The sequence below is a fragment of the Evtepia sp. genome, from assembly GCF_034090835.1.
Classification (GTDB): Bacteria; Bacillota; Clostridia; order Oscillospirales; family Oscillospiraceae; genus Evtepia.
Window position 1 is genome coordinate 1 of sequence record NZ_JAXDRS010000054.1, and the last position, 17,556, is coordinate 17,556.

At 58.6% G+C, this 17,556-nt stretch carries 19 protein-coding genes and 2 pseudogenes; 5 read left to right on the forward strand and 16 right to left on the reverse strand.

The features are described from left to right. Positions 1-363 precede the first annotated feature (363 nt). Both SOR61_RS09760 and SOR61_RS09765 read right to left on the reverse strand, forming a co-directional pair. Entirely contained in the window at positions 364-729 is a 366-nt protein-coding gene (locus tag SOR61_RS09760) for a hypothetical protein (protein ID WP_320612472.1), read from the reverse strand. Between the two features lie 246 nt (positions 730-975). Beyond that, on the reverse strand, positions 976-1,956 hold the full coding sequence (locus SOR61_RS09765; protein ID WP_320612473.1) for an aldo/keto reductase: 981 nt from the start codon (positions 1,954-1,956) through the stop codon (positions 976-978). A 138-nt stretch (positions 1,957-2,094) separates the two neighbouring features. Between SOR61_RS09765 and SOR61_RS09770 the strand changes: the two genes are divergently transcribed. The 3 genes and pseudogenes from SOR61_RS09770 to SOR61_RS09780 all read left to right on the forward strand — a co-directional run. After that, positions 2,095-2,463, forward strand: a complete 369-nt coding sequence (locus SOR61_RS09770; protein ID WP_320612474.1) for a helix-turn-helix domain-containing protein — start codon at positions 2,095-2,097, stop codon at positions 2,461-2,463. 38 nt (positions 2,464-2,501) lie between these two features. Continuing rightward, a pseudogene (locus tag SOR61_RS09775) lies at positions 2,502-2,816 on the forward strand (EFR1 family ferrodoxin); the annotation flags it as partial. Between the two features lie 44 nt (positions 2,817-2,860). Further along, positions 2,861-3,271, forward strand: a pseudogene (locus SOR61_RS09780) (peroxiredoxin); the annotation flags it as partial. A gap of 62 nt (positions 3,272-3,333) precedes the next feature. Here SOR61_RS09780 and SOR61_RS09785 read toward each other — a convergent pair. From SOR61_RS09785 to SOR61_RS09830, 10 genes are all read right to left on the reverse strand, one after another. Continuing rightward, on the reverse strand, positions 3,334-5,088 hold the full coding sequence (locus SOR61_RS09785; protein WP_320612475.1) for an ABC transporter ATP-binding protein: 1,755 nt from the start codon (positions 5,086-5,088) through the stop codon (positions 3,334-3,336). 192 nt (positions 5,089-5,280) lie between these two features. Then, positions 5,281-6,231, reverse strand: coding sequence for a GTP-binding protein (locus SOR61_RS09790; protein ID WP_320612476.1), 951 nt, complete (start codon positions 6,229-6,231; stop codon positions 5,281-5,283). A gap of 2 nt (positions 6,232-6,233) precedes the next feature. Beyond that, positions 6,234-7,385, reverse strand: coding sequence for a CobW family GTP-binding protein (locus tag SOR61_RS09795; protein WP_320612477.1), 1,152 nt, complete (start codon positions 7,383-7,385; stop codon positions 6,234-6,236). A gap of 62 nt (positions 7,386-7,447) precedes the next feature. Beyond that, positions 7,448-7,819 (reverse strand): hypothetical protein, encoded by a 372-nt coding sequence (locus SOR61_RS09800; RefSeq protein WP_320612478.1) that lies wholly within the window; start codon positions 7,817-7,819, stop codon positions 7,448-7,450. Between the two features lie 144 nt (positions 7,820-7,963). Continuing rightward, positions 7,964-8,380 carry a PaaI family thioesterase gene (locus SOR61_RS09805; RefSeq protein ID WP_320612479.1) on the reverse strand — a complete coding sequence of 139 codons (417 nt, stop codon included), beginning with the start codon at positions 8,378-8,380 and terminating at the stop codon, positions 7,964-7,966. Between the two features lie 34 nt (positions 8,381-8,414). Continuing rightward, the gene (locus SOR61_RS09810) at positions 8,415-8,771 is read right to left on the reverse strand and encodes a Smr/MutS family protein (protein WP_320612480.1); all 357 of its coding nucleotides are present in this window, start codon (positions 8,769-8,771) and stop codon (positions 8,415-8,417) included. A 1-nt stretch (position 8,772) separates the two neighbouring features. Next, complete coding sequence (locus SOR61_RS09815; RefSeq protein ID WP_320612481.1) at positions 8,773-9,435, reverse strand: gamma-glutamyl-gamma-aminobutyrate hydrolase family protein; 663 nt, start codon at positions 9,433-9,435, stop codon at positions 8,773-8,775. 195 nt (positions 9,436-9,630) lie between these two features. Further along, a complete protein-coding gene (gene groL / locus SOR61_RS09820; RefSeq protein ID WP_320612482.1) occupies positions 9,631-11,268 on the reverse strand; it encodes a chaperonin GroEL in 1,638 nt (545 codons plus the stop codon). A 31-nt stretch (positions 11,269-11,299) separates the two neighbouring features. Next, positions 11,300-11,587 carry a co-chaperone GroES gene (groES, locus tag SOR61_RS09825; protein ID WP_320612483.1) on the reverse strand — a complete coding sequence of 96 codons (288 nt, stop codon included), beginning with the start codon at positions 11,585-11,587 and terminating at the stop codon, positions 11,300-11,302. Positions 11,588-11,757: 170 nt separating this feature from the next. Next, the gene (locus SOR61_RS09830; protein WP_320612484.1) at positions 11,758-12,918 is read right to left on the reverse strand and encodes a class I SAM-dependent RNA methyltransferase; all 1,161 of its coding nucleotides are present in this window, start codon (positions 12,916-12,918) and stop codon (positions 11,758-11,760) included. Between the two features lie 324 nt (positions 12,919-13,242). On the opposite strand from SOR61_RS09830, the gene SOR61_RS09835 reads away from it, so the two are divergent. Beyond that, positions 13,243-14,502 carry a hemolysin family protein gene (locus SOR61_RS09835; protein WP_320612485.1) on the forward strand — a complete coding sequence of 420 codons (1,260 nt, stop codon included), beginning with the start codon at positions 13,243-13,245 and terminating at the stop codon, positions 14,500-14,502. A gap of 23 nt (positions 14,503-14,525) precedes the next feature. Here SOR61_RS09835 and SOR61_RS09840 read toward each other — a convergent pair whose 3' ends face one another. Next, positions 14,526-14,903 carry an iron-containing alcohol dehydrogenase gene (locus tag SOR61_RS09840; RefSeq protein ID WP_320612486.1) on the reverse strand — a complete coding sequence of 126 codons (378 nt, stop codon included), beginning with the start codon at positions 14,901-14,903 and terminating at the stop codon, positions 14,526-14,528. A gap of 45 nt (positions 14,904-14,948) precedes the next feature. Then, on the reverse strand, positions 14,949-15,533 hold the full coding sequence (locus tag SOR61_RS09845) for a Crp/Fnr family transcriptional regulator (protein WP_320612487.1): 585 nt from the start codon (positions 15,531-15,533) through the stop codon (positions 14,949-14,951). Between the two features lie 224 nt (positions 15,534-15,757). On the opposite strand from SOR61_RS09845, the gene SOR61_RS09850 reads away from it, so the two are divergent. Beyond that, positions 15,758-16,138 (forward strand): desulfoferrodoxin family protein, encoded by a 381-nt coding sequence (locus tag SOR61_RS09850; RefSeq protein ID WP_407066535.1) that lies wholly within the window; start codon positions 15,758-15,760, stop codon positions 16,136-16,138. A 72-nt stretch (positions 16,139-16,210) separates the two neighbouring features. Here the strand turns inward: SOR61_RS09850 and SOR61_RS09855 are convergent, their stop codons facing one another. Together SOR61_RS09855 and pyrB are read right to left on the reverse strand one after the other, a co-directional pair. Then, entirely contained in the window at positions 16,211-16,636 is a 426-nt protein-coding gene (locus SOR61_RS09855; RefSeq protein WP_320612488.1) for an aspartate carbamoyltransferase regulatory subunit, read from the reverse strand. Position 16,637: 1 nt separating this feature from the next. Then, on the reverse strand, positions 16,638-17,555 hold the full coding sequence (pyrB, locus tag SOR61_RS09860; protein WP_320612489.1) for an aspartate carbamoyltransferase: 918 nt from the start codon (positions 17,553-17,555) through the stop codon (positions 16,638-16,640). Between the last annotated feature and the right edge of the window lies 1 nt (position 17,556).

Sequence of the window (17,556 nt, forward strand, 5' to 3'; positions counted from 1 at the left end):
TCAAATCATGTTATTGAGCTAATCTCTTAGCTTCAAAGAAAATTAACGTCGTCCCACAAAGCTTTTAAGCTTCATGGACAACTTAATGTCCGTTTTGGTGCTTCGTGTTTTGTCTTACGTTGTTTAATTTACAAGGTGCACACCGTTAACTCCGGGTGGAATTTCATGTTATCACATCTCGTTCCGTTTGTCAAGAACTTTTTTCAAGTTCTTTTGTTTGACCACTTTCGTGTCCCATCGTTCGCGACAGCTTGGATATAATACCATCCATTTCCTCGCATGTCAACCCCTTTTTCAAAACTTTTTTGATTTTTTGTATTTCCCTTTTCTGCCTCCGGCAGAGTATGAAACAAGGGGTCTCTTTCAGCTCTTCTCTTCAAAGGTCGCCCCACACTGGCGGCAGGTCACCTTGATCCGTCCCTTCCCTCTGGGGACCCGCAGCTTGACGCCGCAGGAGGGACACTTAAAAACCTTATACTGCCGCCGCTGCTCCATCCGAGCAGACCAACTGCCCCGGCTGCTCTTTCCCCGCCCGAGCATGGTCAGGAACTTCTGGTTTTCCTGCTGGCGGCGGCCAATGTTTCGGGACAGGGCCCGGACAATGGCAATGGCAGCCAGCAGCAGCGCCAGGGAGTGCAGCAGGTAGGCAATCCCGGCAGGCCGTACAACAAGAGAAGCAAGCCAGCTCAGCACTGCGCCGCCAAGCAGAACGCCGTTGAGCTGGTCCATTCCGTTTCTTCCATAAAACAACTGCGATAACATCATTCTCATGGTTTGTTCGCCTCTCTTCACGCAGAGACATCCGTTACAACGAGCTCTGTGTCATGTTCTTTCTTATCACAATAAAAGATTCCTGCATTTTGTCAATGGGTTTCCCGGATTGTTAACAAAAAGATTACACAGCGCCCAGACAGAAAAGAAAGAGAGCTCCGTTCCATGCAGCAGAACAGAGCCCTCTTCTATGTTTCTTTTTCTTTACCACTGGTTATGGATGGTGCTGCGGAGATACTGATCGTAGATGGCTTTTGCCCCTTCCATTTGCTCTCTGGTCAGGGAAGGCAGCTCCGCTCCCCTCACATTGGACAGGACCTGTTCCTGACGGCTGGCCCCTGGAATGACCGCGCTGACCGCTTCTTCCATGAGAATCCACCGCAGGGCATAGGGAGCCAGATCCTCCGTTCCGAAGAGTTTCTTGAGTTCTGCCACCGCTTTGAGCCCCTGACGGTACTCTACGCCGGAAAAAGTCTCCCCTTTGTCAAACGCTTCCCCGTTTCGGTTGTAGCTGCGGTGGTCCTTCTCTCCAAACTGGGTGGTCTCACTGTACCGTCCCGTGAGCAGACCGCTGGCCAGGGGAACCCGAGCCAAAATCCCCACATCCTTCTCCTTGGCCCGGGGAAAGAGCTCTTCCATGGGCTTTCTGCGGAACAGGTTAAAGATCACCTCGATGGCAGCGATGGGATACTCCATGGCCTTGAGCCCCTCCTCTACCTTCTCAATGCTGACCCCATAGTCGGCGATCTTTCCCGCCTGCTTCATCCGCTCCATTCCTGCAAACAGAGCATCCTTCCGGTACACCGACGTGGGCGGACAGTGGAGCAGCACCAGATCCAGCCGCTCGGTCCCCAGGCGGCGCAGGCTGCCGTCCACAAACTTCTCCATGGCCTCCGGGGTGTACCCTTCTGCCGTATGGGGGTTCAGCCCCCGGCCGCACTTAGTCACCACAAAAAAGTGCGCCGGGTGTCGCTTTAAAAAGGCGCCAATGGCCTCTTCACTTTTCCCGTCGTTATAGATATCTGCCGTGTCAATGAGATTGATCCCCGTCTCCCAGGCTGCTTCCAGCACCCGTTCTGCCTCCACAGGGTCAAAAGGTTCCCCCCATTTGGGGCCCAGCTGCCAGGTGCCCAGGCCCATCTCTGTGACCATACGGCCGGTCTTTCCCAGTCTCCGTTCCTTCATTGCGTTGCTACGCCTCCTGTCTCAGGGTTTGCAAATCGTAAAAACATGCTATAATGCAATCATAGCTTCCTTCTTTCTCTTCTGCAAGAACGCACATTTTCTGCCGTTCGTGAACTTTTCTTCACTATGGAGGTCTCTATGAAAAAAATCGAAGTCACCTGCGAGATGGAAATCACCCTGAAAATGATTGGCGGAAAGTGGAAACCCCTCATTCTGGACGTTCTTATCCGTCAGGGGACCCAGCGTTTCAGTCAGCTCATGCGGCAGATGACCCAGCTCTCCCAGCGCACCCTTACCAACCAGCTCCGGGAACTGGAGGAGGATGGACTGGTCCTCCGCACCGTCTACCCCGAGGTCCCGCCCCGGGTGGAGTACGCTGTCACCGAAAAGGGTCTGTCCCTGGCTCCCCTGCTGGAACTCATGTGCCAGTGGGGTGAGGCCCACATGGACGACCGCTTTCAGCTGACCAACCCTCAGTGCAGCAAAGAAAAGAATACCCTCTGCTAAAAAACAAACCCTCGTATTCGATAAGGAGAACCCAAGCTATGATCGTTTATTTCAGCGGCACCGGAAACAGCCGCTATTGCGCCCTGTCTCTGGCCCAGCAGCTGGACGACACCGCCACCGACACGCTCCCCCTGCTCAAAGAGAACGCCCCCGCCGCCCTCACCTCAGAAAAACCCTGGGTCTTTGTCTGCCCCACCTACGCCTGGCAGCTGCCCCGGCTCTTTGAAGGCTTCCTGCGGGCAGGCCACTTTTCCGGCAACAAGAACGCCTACTTTGTCATGACCTGCGGCGCAGAGATCGGCAACGCAGGCAAAGCCCTTCCCGGTCTCTGCAAGGCCATGGGTTTGACCTATCAGGGTGTCTTCCCTGTGGTGATGCCTGACAACTATATCATCATGTTCCCCTCTCCGATTTCCTGGGAAAACGAGTGGTCCTGTACTTCTACCCCAAGGATAACACCCCCGGCTGCACCCGGCAGGCCTGCGCCTTTGCCGCCGCCTACGACGCCTTCCGCACCCTGGACGCAGTGGTCATCGGGGTGAGCAAGGACTCTTCTGCCTCCCACCAGAAGTTCGCAGAAAAGCACGACCTCCCCTTTCTGCTCCTGTCCGATCCGGAGCTCACCGCCATCCAGGCCTCTGCCTGCTGGAAGGAAAAGAAGCTCTACGGCAAGGTCAGCATGGGTGTGGTACGCAGCACCTATGTGATCAGCCCCCAGGGGATCATTGAAAAGGCCATGCCCAAGGTCAAGCCCGACACCAACGCCCAGGAGATCCTGGCCTATCTTCAGGAAACCCCCGCTCCCTAATCGCAAACACGCCCCACCCTTCCCGGTCGTTCCCGGAATGGGTGGGGCGTTTCTGTTGTTTGTTACCCGATCTGTTCCTGCGCCCGGACCAGGTCGGCGTACTCGCCGTTCAGAGCCATAAGCTCTCCGTGGCTCCCCTGCTCCAAAATCCGTTCCCGGTCAATGACCGCGATCCGGTCCGCGTTGCGGATGGTAGACAGGCGATGGGCAATGATGATGGAGGTCCGCCCCTGGCAGAGCCGGTCAAAGGAGGCCTGGATCCTGGCCTCGGTGACGCTGTCCAGGGCGCTGGTGGCCTCGTCCAGGATCACGATGGGCGGGTTCTTCAAAAAGACCCGGGCAATGCTGATGCGCTGCTTCTGGCCGCCGGAGAGCATCACGCCCCGCTCGCCCACATAGGTGTCGTACCCGTTGGGCATGGCCAGAATGTCCTGGTGAATCTCCGCCTGCCGGGCGGCCCACATGACCTCCTCGTCGGTGGCCTCCGGCCGGCCGTAGCGGATGTTCTCCATGACGCTGTCGGCAAAGAGGAAGACCTCCTGCTGCACAATGCCGATCTGCCGCCGGAGAGAGTGCTGGGTGACCTGGCGCACGTCCTTACCGTCCACCATCACCTGCCCGCCGGTCACATCATAGAACCGGGGGATAAGCTGACATAGGGTGGTCTTGCCCCCGCCGGAGGGACCCACAAAGGCAAACTTCTCCTCTGCCCGGATGGTCAGGTTAATATCCCGCAGGACCTCGGCTTTGTCGTTGTAACGGAAGGATACCTGGCCAAAGGTCACATCCCCCTTGACCTCCTTCAGCTCTTCTGCGTCCGGGGCGTCCTGGATCTCCGGCTCCAGCCGCATGAGCTCCAAAAACCGGGTGAAGCCTGCCGAGCCCTGCATGAACTGCTCCACAAAGCTCACCAGCTTCTTCACCGGGGTGGTGAAGGTGGTGACATACAGTGTGAAGGCCACCAGGTCGGCGTAGTTCACCGTCCCCTTCATGATAAAGTACCCGCCTGCGCCAATGACCAGCACAGGCATAATGGAGGTACTGAACTCCATACCCCCCTGGAAGGTGGCCATGGTCTTATAATACGTACTCTTAGCCTGGACAAACAGCTTGTTCATGGCTCCAAACTTGGCCTTCTCGGTCTCTTCGTTCTGAAAGGCCTTGGCGGTGCGCATGCCGGAGATCCCCGACTCGATGGCGGCGTTGATCTCGGCGGTCTGGGCTTTCAGCTTCAGGTTGGCCCGGCGCATCTTCCGCCGCTGGTAAATGGTAAACACCACGAACACCGGCACGATGCTGAAGGAGATCACCGCCAGTTTCCACTCGATGGTGCACATGATGCAGAAAGCGCCCACCAGGGTGACTGTGGAGATGAACAGGTCCTCCGGCCCGTGATGAGCCAGCTCGGTGATCTCGAAGAGATCGTTGGTCACCCGGGACATGAGCACACCGGTGCGGTTTTTATCAAAGAAACTGAAACTGAGGTTCTCCATATGGGCGTACAGGTCCCGCCGCAAGTCGGCCTCCACCCGCACGCCAAACACATGGCCCCAGTAGGACACAGTAAAATAGAGAAAGCCCTTACACACATAGGCCACTGCAAAGAACAGCACCACCGTAAAGAAGGCCCGGTAGGCCTGGTTGGGCAGCATGGTGTTCAGAGCGGACCGGGACAGATACGGAAACGCCAGGTCAATGAGACAGATGAGCAGGGCGCAGAACATATCCAGGAAAAACAGATGCTTGTGCGGTCCATAGTAGGACAGGAAGATCCGCAGCGGTCTGGTTTTTTGATAGTAGGCAACGCTTCGCTTCATGGCTCCACCTCCATATAGGATTCCCTGCCGTCCGTCGGCAGAGTATGTCTATTATAACGGCCCCGCCCTCTTCTGACAATCCCGCAGGAAGGAGAGGTTTTCCCCTCCTCCCTCGGCTTTCTTGACAGATTCCATAAGCGGGCACAAAAACAGACACGGGAAACCGGTTCCCGTGTCTGTTCTCTGGAATACTTAGTAGAACGTAGCCACATCCTGCTCCGGGGCCGTGCCCGGCTGGATGGAAACCACCGAGAGCACCGGGCCCTTCTTGTTGTACACCCGGTTGTTCTTGATGGCGATCTTGGCGGTGAGCTCCACCCACTGCTGGTCCTGGAGCTTCTTCACGTCGTAGCCGGTGCACAAAAGCCCGGCGAAGGTGATGTCATCCACACAGCAGGTCATGATCCGGCGGCCGAAGATGAAGCTACCCGCAGGCAGCTTGTCCCGCACCATGGTGAAGCCGCCCACCCGGACGGTCTTGCCCTTGTACTTGTCCGGCTCCTCAGAAAGGTCCTGGTACCAGACGGCAAAGTCCTGGGGCTGGATCTCCACAATGGGGGCGTCCAGGTCAAAGGGCATCTCCTCGGGGGTGTCGTCGTAAAACACCTCACCCTCCCGGGTCTCGTAGGCGATGTTGGTCCGGCGGCTCACGGCCCGGATGATCTTGTGGATCTCCACCCGGTCCACCTTGTCGTCCGCCCGGTTAAGCACCACCATCTCGCAGCTTTTCAGCTTGTCCACCACAAGGCCGCGCATGTTGGCATTGTAGGTGAGGAAGGTCTGGGAGTCAGCAAACATGAACTCCTGGTAGACGATCCAGGCGTCCGGCATGTTCTGGTACAGGTCGTCCAGCATCCACATGCCGTTGTACTCCACCACCACCCGCTCGGCAGCATGCTTCTTCTGCAGCCGCTCCAGATTCTTGGCGGTCAGCTCCGACTGGTCCTCAACCACCTCGATAAAGACATTGTGGCCGGAAAAGGCAGAGGGATCGTACTCCTCCTCCCCTTCCTCACACAGGAGAAGCAGGGTGTTCTCCCCGCTGTTAAAGCGCACGTCCTCCATGGTCTCCTGAATGAACTTGGTTTTTCCTGCGTCCAGAAAGCCGGTAAACAGGTAAACCGGGATCTCTTCCATCATCATGCTCACCCTCTTCTTTCGTTCACCCGGAACAGTTCATCCAGAGCGTGCTCCTTCAGCTCCGCACCGATGACGCACAGACGGCCGGTGACACCCGCAGGGCCGCGGCGGACGTTCTGCTCCCCGGGCACATAGTCAAAGTGGATCCAGGTGCCGTCCACGCAGGGAACAATGCCTTTGGCACGGAGGACAGCCCCGTAGGTCTCGGCATTATCCAAGGCGGTCAGAGCGCCGGTGATCTCAGCCTCCTCATACTTTCTGGGGGTCTCTGTGCCCCAGCTGATAAAGACCTCATCGGCGTCGTGGTCGTGGTGGCAGGAGCAGCTTTCACCGTGCTCGTGGTGATGATGGTGGTGATGTTCGTGATCATGGTCATGGTCGTGATGATGCTCATGCTCGTGATCGTGGTCATGGTCATGATGATGCCCATGCTCGTGATCGTGGTCATGGTCATGATGATGGTGATCGTGGCAGGAGCAGCTCTCCCCATGCTCATGGTGATGATGGGCCTCATCATGCTCTGCCTGCTGGGCAGCCAGACGGGCCAGCTCTTCCTTCAGGGTATCCTTGTTTTCCATGGTCTCCAGGATCTGCTTGCCATCCAGCTCCTCCCAGGGGGTGGTGATGATGGGAGCGTTGGCGTTGTGAGCCCGCAGCAGCTTCACTGCGTCCATGAGCTTCTTCTCGCTCATGCCGCCGGCCCGGCTCAGGACGATGGCGGCTGCGTGCTCGATCTGGTTGTTGTAGAACTCTCCGAAGTTCTTCATATAGATCTTGCACTTGGTGGCGTCCGCCACGGTGACAAAGGCGTTGAGCCGGATGTCATGGTTGTCCACCCGCTGCACTGCGCCGATCACGTCGGAGAGCTTGCCCACGCCGGAGGGCTCAATGATGACCCGGTCCGGCTTGAACTGGAAGAGCACCTGCTCCAGGGCCTGGCCGAAGTCACCCACCAGGCTGCAGCAGATGCAGCCGGAGTTCATCTCGGTGATCTCCACCCCGGCGTTCTGGAGGAACCCGCCGTCAATGCCGATCTCGCCGAACTCGTTTTCAATGAGCACCAGCTTCTCGCCCTTGTAGGCCTCCTCGATGAGCTTCTTAATGAGGGTGGTCTTACCAGCCCCTAAAAACCCAGAAAAAATATCAATCTTGGTCATGCTTGTCTCCTCCTATTCGTTCCGATATTTTAAGTAAAAATGATACGGTACCATACATCCTCTTAGGGATAGGCGCTTGAACAGCGGCTGCCCTGCCGGACCCCGTCCCGGGCGAACTGCTGCTGCATGGCGTTGAGGACCCGTTTTTTATCCCCGCTCCACAGAGGGGCCAGGAGTTTTGCCTTGGCTCCGTCCCCGGTGAGCCGGTGAATCACCATCTCCGGGGGGAGCACGGCCAGGCAGTCCTCCAGGAGCAGCAGGTACTCCTCTAAAGAGAGGACCGGGACCTTCCCTGCCCGGTAGTCTTGCGCCAGGTCGGTCCCTTCCAGCACGTGCAAAAGCTGGAGCTTGATGCCGTCCGCTCCGCTTTCCCCCACGTAGCGCACGGTCTCCACCATGTCCTCCCGACTCTCGCCGGGCAGGCCCAAAATCACGTGGGTAATGACCTCCAGCCCCGCCGCCCGATGGTCCCGTCCCGGTTGGGACAGGTCATGCCCCCGTCTAAGGCAAGCTTATATACTTTACACCCAAAGCGTTCCTTCATGGCCTGGTGAAAGGAGCGGCACCCCGGGCCCATCTCAGTCCTCCGGGATCTCGTCCAGAGAGCCGGTGCAGAAGAGGGTGAAGGTCCCCCCGCACAGCAGGCGGCCTTCTCCGTCGCTTATCTCTACCTCCGCCACACAAATGGTGCGCCCCCGGTTTTTGATCCGTCCTTCGGCAATGAGATGCTGGCTCTTGGTGTTGCGGAAAAACTCAAAGCTGTTGCTCACCGTTACGTAACGCATCCCGTTGGTCCGGGCCGCGCCGCCGGCGGCACAATCCCCCATGGTGAGGAACATCCCCCCATGGACCGCCCCGTACAGGTTGCGGTTTTCCCGGGTGAGGTGAGCCTCGACTTTTGCGTAGTCCTCCCTCATCTCCGTGAGGCGGATGCCGTTGTGAAGCATAAAGGAATTTTTTTGGTTGGTGGCGTTGATCTTATCGGTAAAGTCCATGGCGCCCCTCCTTTCTTTGGGTCCGGGCGCACCCTTAAAACACAATGAAGGTGACGCCGTGGTTGCAGCGGTCCAGATCCCGGTCCTGCCGCAGGGCGGCGCACCGGGTGAAGGCCCGGCGGGTGGCCTCCTCAAAGATGGAGAATCCCTCACCGGGCAGAAAATCGGTGATCTGACCCTCTTCTTTCAGCCGGGTCAAATGCTTGCGGGAGGCCGTGCGGATCTTCCCACCGGTTCCCGAGGAACCGTATCCGTGGATGATCTTCAGCACGGCGCAGCCCATGCGGCGGCTCTGGTCCAGCTCCATGGTCAGGCGCTTCATGGCCTGGTCCACAAAGGGCCGGCCGATCTCCAGGTTGATCTCCCGCAGGGTGTTCTTTGGTTTGGCCATCTTACATGCCGCAGTGCTTCCTGCACTGCTCCAGGAAGTAGTCGAAGATCTTCTGTCCGTCGGCCTCTTCTCCCCGGGCCAGCTGCTCCGGATGGAACTGCACCGTCCAAATGGGCAGGCTGCCGTGCTGCATGGCCTCTACCACCCCGTGCTCATCCCAGGCGGTGGCGTACAGGCCCTGGCCAAACTTGTAGATGGCCTGGTGGTGGGAGGTGTTCACCACCATCTCCCGGCCATACAGTTCATCCAGCATGGTCAGCATGGCCACACGGATGGGATGGGTGCCCGGGGTCCCCTCCGGGTTTTCCCCGTGGTAGGCCACCAGCTCCGGGGTCATATCCTGATAGATGTTGCCGCCCATGGCGATGTTCACCACCTGATGGCCTCTGCAAATGCCCAGAATGGGCTTGTTCTCATAGACGCAGCGGGTCACCAGGGCGATCTCCACCTTGTCCCGGGGAACGTCGATCTCCCGGGAGCCGTGGTTGCGCTCCCTGAACTCCAGAGGGTCTACGTCCCCGCCGCCGCCCAGGATCAGGGCGTCAAAGTCCATCTCCGGGTCGGGACAATAGAAAGACAGGGGCTCGCCCCCCGCTTTCTCCACGGCTTTTTCATACAGCCCGCTGCTCTCGGGAGAGCGGGAAATCAAAATCTTGGGTTTCACTGGCATTCCTCCTAATCCTGAGATTGCAGCAGCCGGACGGAGCCTCAGGCGTTGTCCGCTGCTTTCCTATGCCGGGAGTATTATACCACAGCCCCCACAGTTTTCAAACCACTTTTCTCCCACAGACAAAGACGCACCGAGGCCTCGGTGCGTCTTTGCTGAAAGAAGGGGTGAGCTTCTTGGGTATCTTCTGGATCAATACATTGCGCCGCTCATGTCGCCTGCGGGCATCCCTGCGCCGGTAGCGGAGGGAGGTGCCAGACGGTCGCCCACCAGAGCCTCGGTGGTCAGGAGCATAGCGGAGATGGAAGCTGCGTTCTCCAGGGCGGAACGGGTCACCTTGGTGGGGTCCACGATGCCGCTGGCGATCATGTCGCAGTAGACTTCCTTATAAGCGTCGAAGCCGCAGCCAACCTGGCCGCCGTTCTTGACCTTCTCCAGGATGACGGAAGCGTCCAGGCCTGCGTTGGTTGCGATCTGGCGCAGGGGAGCAGCCAGAGCCCGGGCAATGATCTGCACGCCGGTCTTCTCGTCGCCTTCCACTTCCTCGACCAGCTTCTCGATCTCGGGGATGGCGTTCACATAAGCGGTGCCGCCGCCGGCCACGATGCCCTCTTCCACCGCTGCGCGGGTGGCGTTCAGGGCGTCCTCGATGCGGAGCTTCTTCTCCTTCATCTCGGTCTCGGTGGCTGCGCCCACGCGGATGATGGCCACGCCGCCAGCCAGTCTGGCCAGACGCTCCTGGAGCTTCTCCCGGTCATACTCAGAGGTGGAGCGATCATACTCGTTGCGGATCATGACGGTGCGCTCCTTGATGGCCTCGCTGGAGCCGCCGCCGTCCACGATGATGGTGGTCTCCTTGCCGGCCTTCACCTGACGGGCGGTACCCAGGTGGCTCAGGTCGGTGTCGTGCAGCTCCAGACCGTAGTCGCTGGAGATGACGGTAGCGCCGGTGAGGATGGCGATATCCTGCAGCATTTCCTTGCGGCGGTCGCCGAAGCCGGGAGCCTTGACGCACAGCACGTTCAGGGTGCCGCGGAGCTTATTGACCAGCAGGGTGGACAGAGCCTCGCCTTCCACGTCCTCTGCCATGATGAGCAGCTTCTTGCCGGACTGGATGACCTGCTCCAGAACAGGAATGATCTCCTGGATGTTGCTGATCTTCTTATCGGTGAGGAGGATGAGGGGATCGTCCAGAACGGCCTCCATCTTCTCGGTGTCGGTCACCATGTAGGGGGACAGGAAGCCACGGTCGACCTGCATACCCTCGACCACTTCGCTGTAGGTCTCGGCGGTCTTGGACTCTTCCACGGTGATGACGCCGTCTGCGCCCACCTTCTCCATGGCCTCTGCGATGAGGGTACCGATCTTCTCGTCGCCGGAAGAAACGGTGCCGACGCGAGCGATGTCCTCGCTGCCGTTCACAGGCTGGGAGTTCTTCTTGATGGTCTCCACGGCCACACGGGTCGCCTTGGCCATACCCTTGTTCATGACCACGGGGTTGGCGCCAGCCACCAGGTTCTTCAGGCCCTCGTGGATGATAGCCTGAGCCAGCAGGGTGGCGGTGGTGGTACCGTCGCCGGCCACGTCGTTGGTCTTGGTGGAAACTTCCTTCACCATCTGGGCACCCATGTTTTCAAAGGGGTCTTCCAGCTCGATCTCCTTGGCGATGGTCACGCCGTCGTTGGTGACCAGGGGCGTGCCGTAAGCTCTCCACAGAACCACGTTGCGGCCCTTGGGACCCAGGGTAACCTTTACGGTGTTGGCCAGCTTGTCAACGCCGCGCTCCAGAGCCTGGCGGGCTTCTTCACCATAACTGAGCATCTTTGCCATAATCTATGATCTCCTTCCGAAATAAGGTCAATTAGTCTTCTACCACTGCAACGACGTCGCTCTGCTTCACGATGGTGAGCTGCTCGCCGTCGATCTTCACTTCCGTGCCCATGTACTTGCTGGTGATGACCTTGTCGCCGGGCTTCAGGATCATCTTCACTTCCTTGCCGTCCACAAGGCCGCCGGGGCCAACGGCTACCACGACAGAGAGGTCAGGTCTCTCCTTGGCAGCGGCGGTCAGGATGATGCCGCCCTTGGTGGTCTCTTCTGCTTCCAGGCGCTTGAGCACAACGCGGTCAGCCAGAGGTTTCAGAGTCATTTGGGGTTCCTCCTTCAATCAATATATATGAATCATGGTTTTATCTCTTTGGGTTAGCACTCTTTTTGTCTGAGTGCTAACAACATGTATATAATACCTTGCCCATGGCGTTTCTGCAACATGAAAACTTCCCAAAACAGCAGGGATTTCCCTCCGCTTTTTGTGCAACTTTAAGAATTTTTTCCCTTTCCTTTGGGGCTGTTTCCCGTGGTTTTCTTCCCATATTGGAAGAAATCGCACTTGATCATACCATTATACAATTTACGCTTCCGGTCCGCCTGGGCCCCGAAGGTGCGTTCAAACTCCGTATGGGAGGAAAGCACCCCGATCTTCCAGCCCTTTGGCAGTCCCCGAACGGCCCTGCCAAAATCCCGGTAGACTTCCTCTGCCTCCCGTTTTTCCATGAGCCGGTCTCCGTAAGGAGGGTTGCACACCACCCGCCCATAGGGCTCGCTGCGGGCAAACCGCCGGGCGTCCGCCACCTGGAACCGGACCAGGTCCTCCACATCCGCCTTCACGGCGTTGTCCCGGGCGATGGCGATGGCCTTGGGGTCCAGGTCTCCGCCCCAAATGTCATAGTCCCCGTCGTACTCCAGATCCATGGCCTCTCCGGCGGCGTCCACCCACACACGGGAGGGCAGGTTCCCCCACTTCTGGGCGGCAAAGGTCCGCCCCAGGCCGGGGGCGCGGTTTTTTGCGATGAGGGCCGCCTCAATGACAATGGTCCCCGAGCCGCAGAAGGGATCGCAGAAGGGGTCTTTGCCCCGGTAGCCGGACAGGAGCACCAGAGAGGCCGCCAGGGTCTCCCGCAGAGGGGCAGCCACACCGATCTCCCGGTACCCTCTCTTATACAATCCCACCCCGGAGGTGTCCAGCATGAGGGCCGCCTGGTCCTTCATGATGGAAAACTGGATCTGATACACCGGACCGTCCTCCGGCAGGGTCTCCCGGCCATACCGCTTGCCCAGCCGGGTGGCCGCCGCCTTCTTCACAATGGACTGGCAGGCGGGCACGCTGTGCAGCGCCGAGTTCAGGCTGAACCCCTTCACCGGGAACTGGCCGTTCTCGGGGATCCAGTCCTCCCAGGGCAGGGACCGGGTCCCCTCAAAGAGTTCCTCAAAGGTGCGGGCCGGGAAGGTGCCCATGAGGAGCAGCACCCGCTCCCCGGTGCGCAGGCGCAGGTTCAGCCGGGGCATGTCCTCCGGGCCGCCCTGGCAAAACACCCGTCCGTTCTCTGCCCGGACGCCTTTCATCTCCATGCGCCGGAGTTCCTCCGCTGTGAGGCCCTCCACCCCCAAAAAAGTGGGAATGACAAAGGTCAATGCATCCATCCAACCCGTCCTTTCTCGTGACAACAATTGTATTTCAGTATACCTGTTTTTCCCTTCTTTGGCAAACCTTTTCTTCCTTTCCGGGGGGATTTCCTCCCGGACCGCCCGGTCTGCCGCCAGAAAGCAGCGCCCCGCCGGCAGGGCCCCGCCTTTTCTGTCCCCCCAAATTTCCCTTCTCTCCTTGCATTTGCGGCGGCTGTGTGGTATCTTATTGATAAGAAAATGGTAGGATTGCACTTTATTAAGTTGGTTTATCACTTTTCTTGCTTTATAAACCAGCCATCCCCCCAAAATATATGAGAAAGTCGAGATGATGCGTCCCTTATGGACAGTACCTGTATTGCGATCATTGTAGCCCTGATCATCCTGGTGGCCCTTTCCGCCTGGTGCTCTTCCACGGAGACCGCTTACTCTTCCGTGAACAAAGTCCGGCTGAAAAGCAAGGCAGAGGACGGAAACGTCGCCGCCCAGAAAGCCCTGGCCCTGCTGGAGCAGTATGACAAACTGCTCTCCTGCATCCTCATCGCCAACAACATCGTAAACCTCACCGCCGCTACGCTGGGTACCGTTCTCTTCACCCGCCTCTTCCCTGTGTACGGCCCCGCCATCTCTACCATCGTCCTCACTGTGGTGGTCCTCATCTTCGGTGAGATCACCCCCAAGACCATGGCAAAAGACCGGGCGGAATCCTTCTGTATGCGGGCTGTGATCCCCCTTCGGATCTGCCTGACCGTGCTCACCCCTCTCCACCTCTTCTTCGGCCTCTTCTATAAGGTCGTGGTGAAAATGTTCCGTCCCACCCAGGACGAGGGCATCACCGAAGAGGAGCTCATCACCATGGTGGAGGAAGCAGAGAGCGAGGGCGGTCTGGAACACCACGAGAGCGAGCTCATTCGAGCCGCCATCGAGTTCAACGACATGGAGGTGGAGGAGATCCTCACCCCCAGAGTGGACATCGTGGCCGCGCCTGACACCATCACCATGGAGGAGTTCGCTGTCCTCTTTGCCGAGAGCGGATACTCCCGCATCCCTGTCTACCATTCTTCCATCGACAACATCATCGGTCTGGTCCACGAGAAGGACTTCTTCTCCGCCCGGTACCATAACCACACCGACGTCACCAGTCTCATCAGCAAAGTCTTCTACACCACCGGTTCTGCGAAGATCTCCGATCTGCTGCGTCTGCTCCAGATCCGAAAGGCCCACATGGCCGTGGTGGTGGACGACTACGGCGGCACCATGGGCATCGTCACCATGGAGGACATCCTGGAGGAGCTGGTGGGTGAGATCTGGGACGAGCACGACGAAGTCATCGAGGAGTTCAAACCCCAGGAGGACGGCAGCTATCTCATCTCCTGCTCCGCCAACCTGGACGACCTCTTTGACCGCTTCTCCCTGCGGGCCACCGATATCGACTCCGCTTCCATCAGCGGCTGGGTCATGGACCAGCTGGGCCGCCTGCCTGTAGAAGGCGACCACTTCATCTATGAAACTCTGGACGTGACCGTCACCAAGATCGATCACCGGAGAATTTTGGAGATCCGGGTGGCCGTCATTCCAGAGGAGGAGGAAGCGTCCCCGTAAGACGCCTCTTCTCTCCCCCTTCCCTACCCCCAGACATACAGCAGCCGGTAATAGGCTGGGGACACCGCCGCCAGACCCATGCCGTGGGCGCAGTCAATGACGGAGCCGCCGCCTACTGCCAGAATGAGATCCGCCTTGCAGGCCCGGGCCAGGGCGCCCCCTTCCAGCACCTTGGCGTAGGTGGGGTTGGGCATGATGCCGGAAAACTCCGTCACGGTCTTTCTCGCCTGCCGCAGGGCGGCCATCACCTGGTCATAGACCCCGTTGGACCGGATGGAGCCGCCGCCGTAGGCCAGCAGCACATTGGGGCCATACTGGCCCAGCAGGCCGGCCAGCTGCTGCATGGCAGAACAGCCGAAAAACACTTGGGTGGGATTATAAAACTCAAAATCCTTTTGCATTCTTACTTCCTCCTTGCCATAGGATGGTCGGAAAAGGCCCCCGCCTTACAGAAGCATATCCCCCAGGGCGTCCGGATCCAGCACCGTCACTGTCCCTCGTCCCAGGGCCACGATCTCCCGGGATGCAAACTGGTTGAGCATCCGGGTGACCACCTCTCGGGAAGAGCCGATACACCGGGCGATCTGCTCGTGGGTAGCGGAGAAGGACGCCGACTTCCGCCGGGTGCATTCATCCTGCAGGAAGTTGGCCAGCCGCTTCTCCAGGCTGAGAAAGACGATCTGCTGCATGGTCCGCAGCACGCCGGAGTACTGGGCCACCGCCTGCTTGTACACCATCCGCTCCACGTCACGATTCTCGTTCATGAGCTGGGCCAGCACAGCCGCAGGCAGGATGGAGACCTCCGCTGTGATCTCCGCCGTCACCTGGCTCTGGAACTCCAGGGTCTGGAGCACGCAGGCAGCAGACAGGATGCAGGTGCCCCTCTTGTCGGTGCGGAAGAGGGTGATCTCCCGTCCTTCCTCCGACAAGATGGAAAACGCCAGCCGGCCTTTCCGCACGAAGATCAGACCCACGCAGGCATCTCCGTGCCGATGGACCACCTGCCCCTTGCGAAATGCCAATTGCCGCATGGATCTGTCCAATAAATCGCTCTGTTCCGGGGTAAGATAAGGGTAAAAGGAAAGTTCGCGGTGCAAGAGAAGCCCCTCCGTTTCTCTAATAATAAAAAATCTTTTTCAAACTTGGTGACTAAATCACTGAGGAAGTGATCATCAAGTGCTATTATCATATCATAAGAAACAAGCAACGCACAACCATCAATCAAAAGATTCATAATAGAAAAGGAGACACTACCATGGAAATGAAGTTCTACAGATGTTCTCACTGCGGCAATATCGTCGCTTATGTCAACGCCAGCGGCGTGAAGGCCTCCTGCTGCGGCGAAGAGATGAAGGAGCTGGTCCCCAACACCACCGACGCTGCCAACGAAAAGCATGTCCCCGTGGTGAAGGTTGAGGGCGACCTGGTCACCGTCACCGTCGGCTCCGTCACCCATCCCATGGAGGAGAAGCACTATATCCAGTGGATCAGCCTCCAGACCCAGCAGGGCAACCAGCGCAAGGCTCTGGCTCCCGGCCAGGAACCCACCGTTACCTTCGCTCTGGTCCCCGGCGACAAGCCCATTGCCGCTTATGAGTACTGCAACCTCCACGGTCTGTGGAAGGCAGAAATCTAATCCTCCCTCCAGCCTAAAAAAGAACTGCCGGTGTTTTCACCGGCAGTTCTTTTTCTTTTGCTTTTTTTGTGGTTACCGACGGGTCCCCGCCTTGGTATCGCAGTAGAGGCAGCGGTAGACCCCGTTCTCCCGGTCGGTCAGCCGGAAGATGTGGGGCAGCTCCTGCTCAATGGAGGTGATGCACCGGGGATTCTTGCAGCGGATCACGCCGGTGATGGTCTCCGGCAGGTGGGGATGGATCTTCTCCATTCTCTCCCCGCCCCGGATGATGTTCACCGTGATGTGGGGGTCAATGTACCCCAGCATATCATAGTTCAGGTCAATGACCTCGTTGATCTTTAAAATGTCCTTCTTCCCGTACTTTCCGCTGGAGGCGTTCTTGATGACCGCCACCTCGCACTCCAGCTTGTCCAGGCCCAGGTCCCGGTAGAGGTCCATGCCCCGGCCGGCGGGAATATGGTCAATGACAATGCCGTCCACAATGGTTCCAATAATCATCTCACTCCACCTCCAACAGCTTCAGCATGAGGGCCATCCGAATGAACTTGCCGCACAGCACCTGACGGAAGTAGCAGGCTCTGGGGTCGTCGTCGATGGCCGTGGAAATCTCGTTCACACGGGGCAGGGGGTGCAGGATGGACAGGTCCCACTTGGCCGTGCGCAGTTTGTCCGGGGTGAGGATATAGCTGTCCTTCAGGCGGACGTAGTCGTCCTCGTTGAAGAACCGCTCCCGCTGGACGCGGGTCATATAGAGAATGTCCAGCTGGGGCATGGCCTCTTCCAGAGAGGTGGTCTCTACGAAGTTGATCTTCTGCTTTTCCAGCAGATCGCTGCGCACGCTCTCCGGCACCCGCAGCTCCTCCGGGGAGATGAGCACAAAGCGTACGTTCTCATACCGGGACATGGCCCCGATGAGAGAGTGGACCGTCCGGCCGAACTTCAGGTCGCCGCAGCAGCCGATGACCAGGTTATCCAGTCTCCCCTTCTCCCGCTTGATGGTGAGAAGGTCGGTGAGGGTCTGGGTGGGGTGGTGATGGCCGCCGTCGCCGGCGTTGATGACCGGCACCGTGGCCTTCATGGAGGCCACCAGGGGAGCGCCCTCCTTGGGGTGGCGCATGGCGATGATGTCAGCAAAGCAGCTCACGGTCCGGGCGGTGTCCGCCACGCTCTCTCCTTTCGCTGCCGAGGAGCTCTGGGCCTCGGAGAAACCCAGCACCTGGCCGCCCAGCTCATACATGGCAGACTCAAAGCTCAGGCGGGTGCGGGTGGAGGGCTCGTAAAAGAGGGTGGCCAGCTTTTTATACTTGCACTTCTCCCGGTACTCTTCCGGGTGCTCGATGATATCCTCCGCTTTGGCGATGAGCTCGTCGATCTCCTCCACGGACAGATCCGTAATATCAATGAGATCCCGCTTCATG

Coding starts and splice junctions, on each gene's coding strand:
- groES (WP_320612483.1), bottom strand. CDS start 11,587: ATGACTCTGAAACCTCTGGCTGACCGCGTTGTGCTCAAGCGCCTGGAA.
- SOR61_RS09805 (WP_320612479.1), bottom strand. CDS start 8,380: ATGGACTTTACCGATAAGATCAACGCCACCAACCAAAAAAATTCCTTT.
- SOR61_RS09770 (WP_320612474.1), top strand. CDS start 2,095: ATGAAAAAAATCGAAGTCACCTGCGAGATGGAAATCACCCTGAAAATG.
- SOR61_RS09855 (WP_320612488.1), bottom strand. CDS start 16,636: ATGATTATTGGAACCATTGTGGACGGCATTGTCATTGACCATATTCCC.
- pyrB (WP_320612489.1), bottom strand. CDS start 17,555: ATGAAGCGGGATCTCATTGATATTACGGATCTGTCCGTGGAGGAGATC.
- SOR61_RS09835 (WP_320612485.1), top strand. CDS start 13,243: ATGGACAGTACCTGTATTGCGATCATTGTAGCCCTGATCATCCTGGTG.
- groL (WP_320612482.1), bottom strand. CDS start 11,268: ATGGCAAAGATGCTCAGTTATGGTGAAGAAGCCCGCCAGGCTCTGGAG.
- SOR61_RS09765 (WP_320612473.1), bottom strand. CDS start 1,956: ATGAAGGAACGGAGACTGGGAAAGACCGGCCGTATGGTCACAGAGATG.
- SOR61_RS09795 (WP_320612477.1), bottom strand. CDS start 7,385: ATGACCAAGATTGATATTTTTTCTGGGTTTTTAGGGGCTGGTAAGACC.
- SOR61_RS09830 (WP_320612484.1), bottom strand. CDS start 12,918: ATGGATGCATTGACCTTTGTCATTCCCACTTTTTTGGGGGTGGAGGGC.
- SOR61_RS09850 (WP_407066535.1), top strand. CDS start 15,758: ATGGAAATGAAGTTCTACAGATGTTCTCACTGCGGCAATATCGTCGCT.
- SOR61_RS09845 (WP_320612487.1), bottom strand. CDS start 15,533: ATGCGGCAATTGGCATTTCGCAAGGGGCAGGTGGTCCATCGGCACGGA.
- SOR61_RS09760 (WP_320612472.1), bottom strand. CDS start 729: ATGGACCAGCTCAACGGCGTTCTGCTTGGCGGCGCAGTGCTGAGCTGG.
- SOR61_RS09785 (WP_320612475.1), bottom strand. CDS start 5,088: ATGAAGCGAAGCGTTGCCTACTATCAAAAAACCAGACCGCTGCGGATC.
- SOR61_RS09790 (WP_320612476.1), bottom strand. CDS start 6,231: ATGATGATGGAAGAGATCCCGGTTTACCTGTTTACCGGCTTTCTGGAC.
- SOR61_RS09840 (WP_320612486.1), bottom strand. CDS start 14,903: ATGCAAAAGGATTTTGAGTTTTATAATCCCACCCAAGTGTTTTTCGGC.
- SOR61_RS09810 (WP_320612480.1), bottom strand. CDS start 8,771: ATGGCCAAACCAAAGAACACCCTGCGGGAGATCAACCTGGAGATCGGC.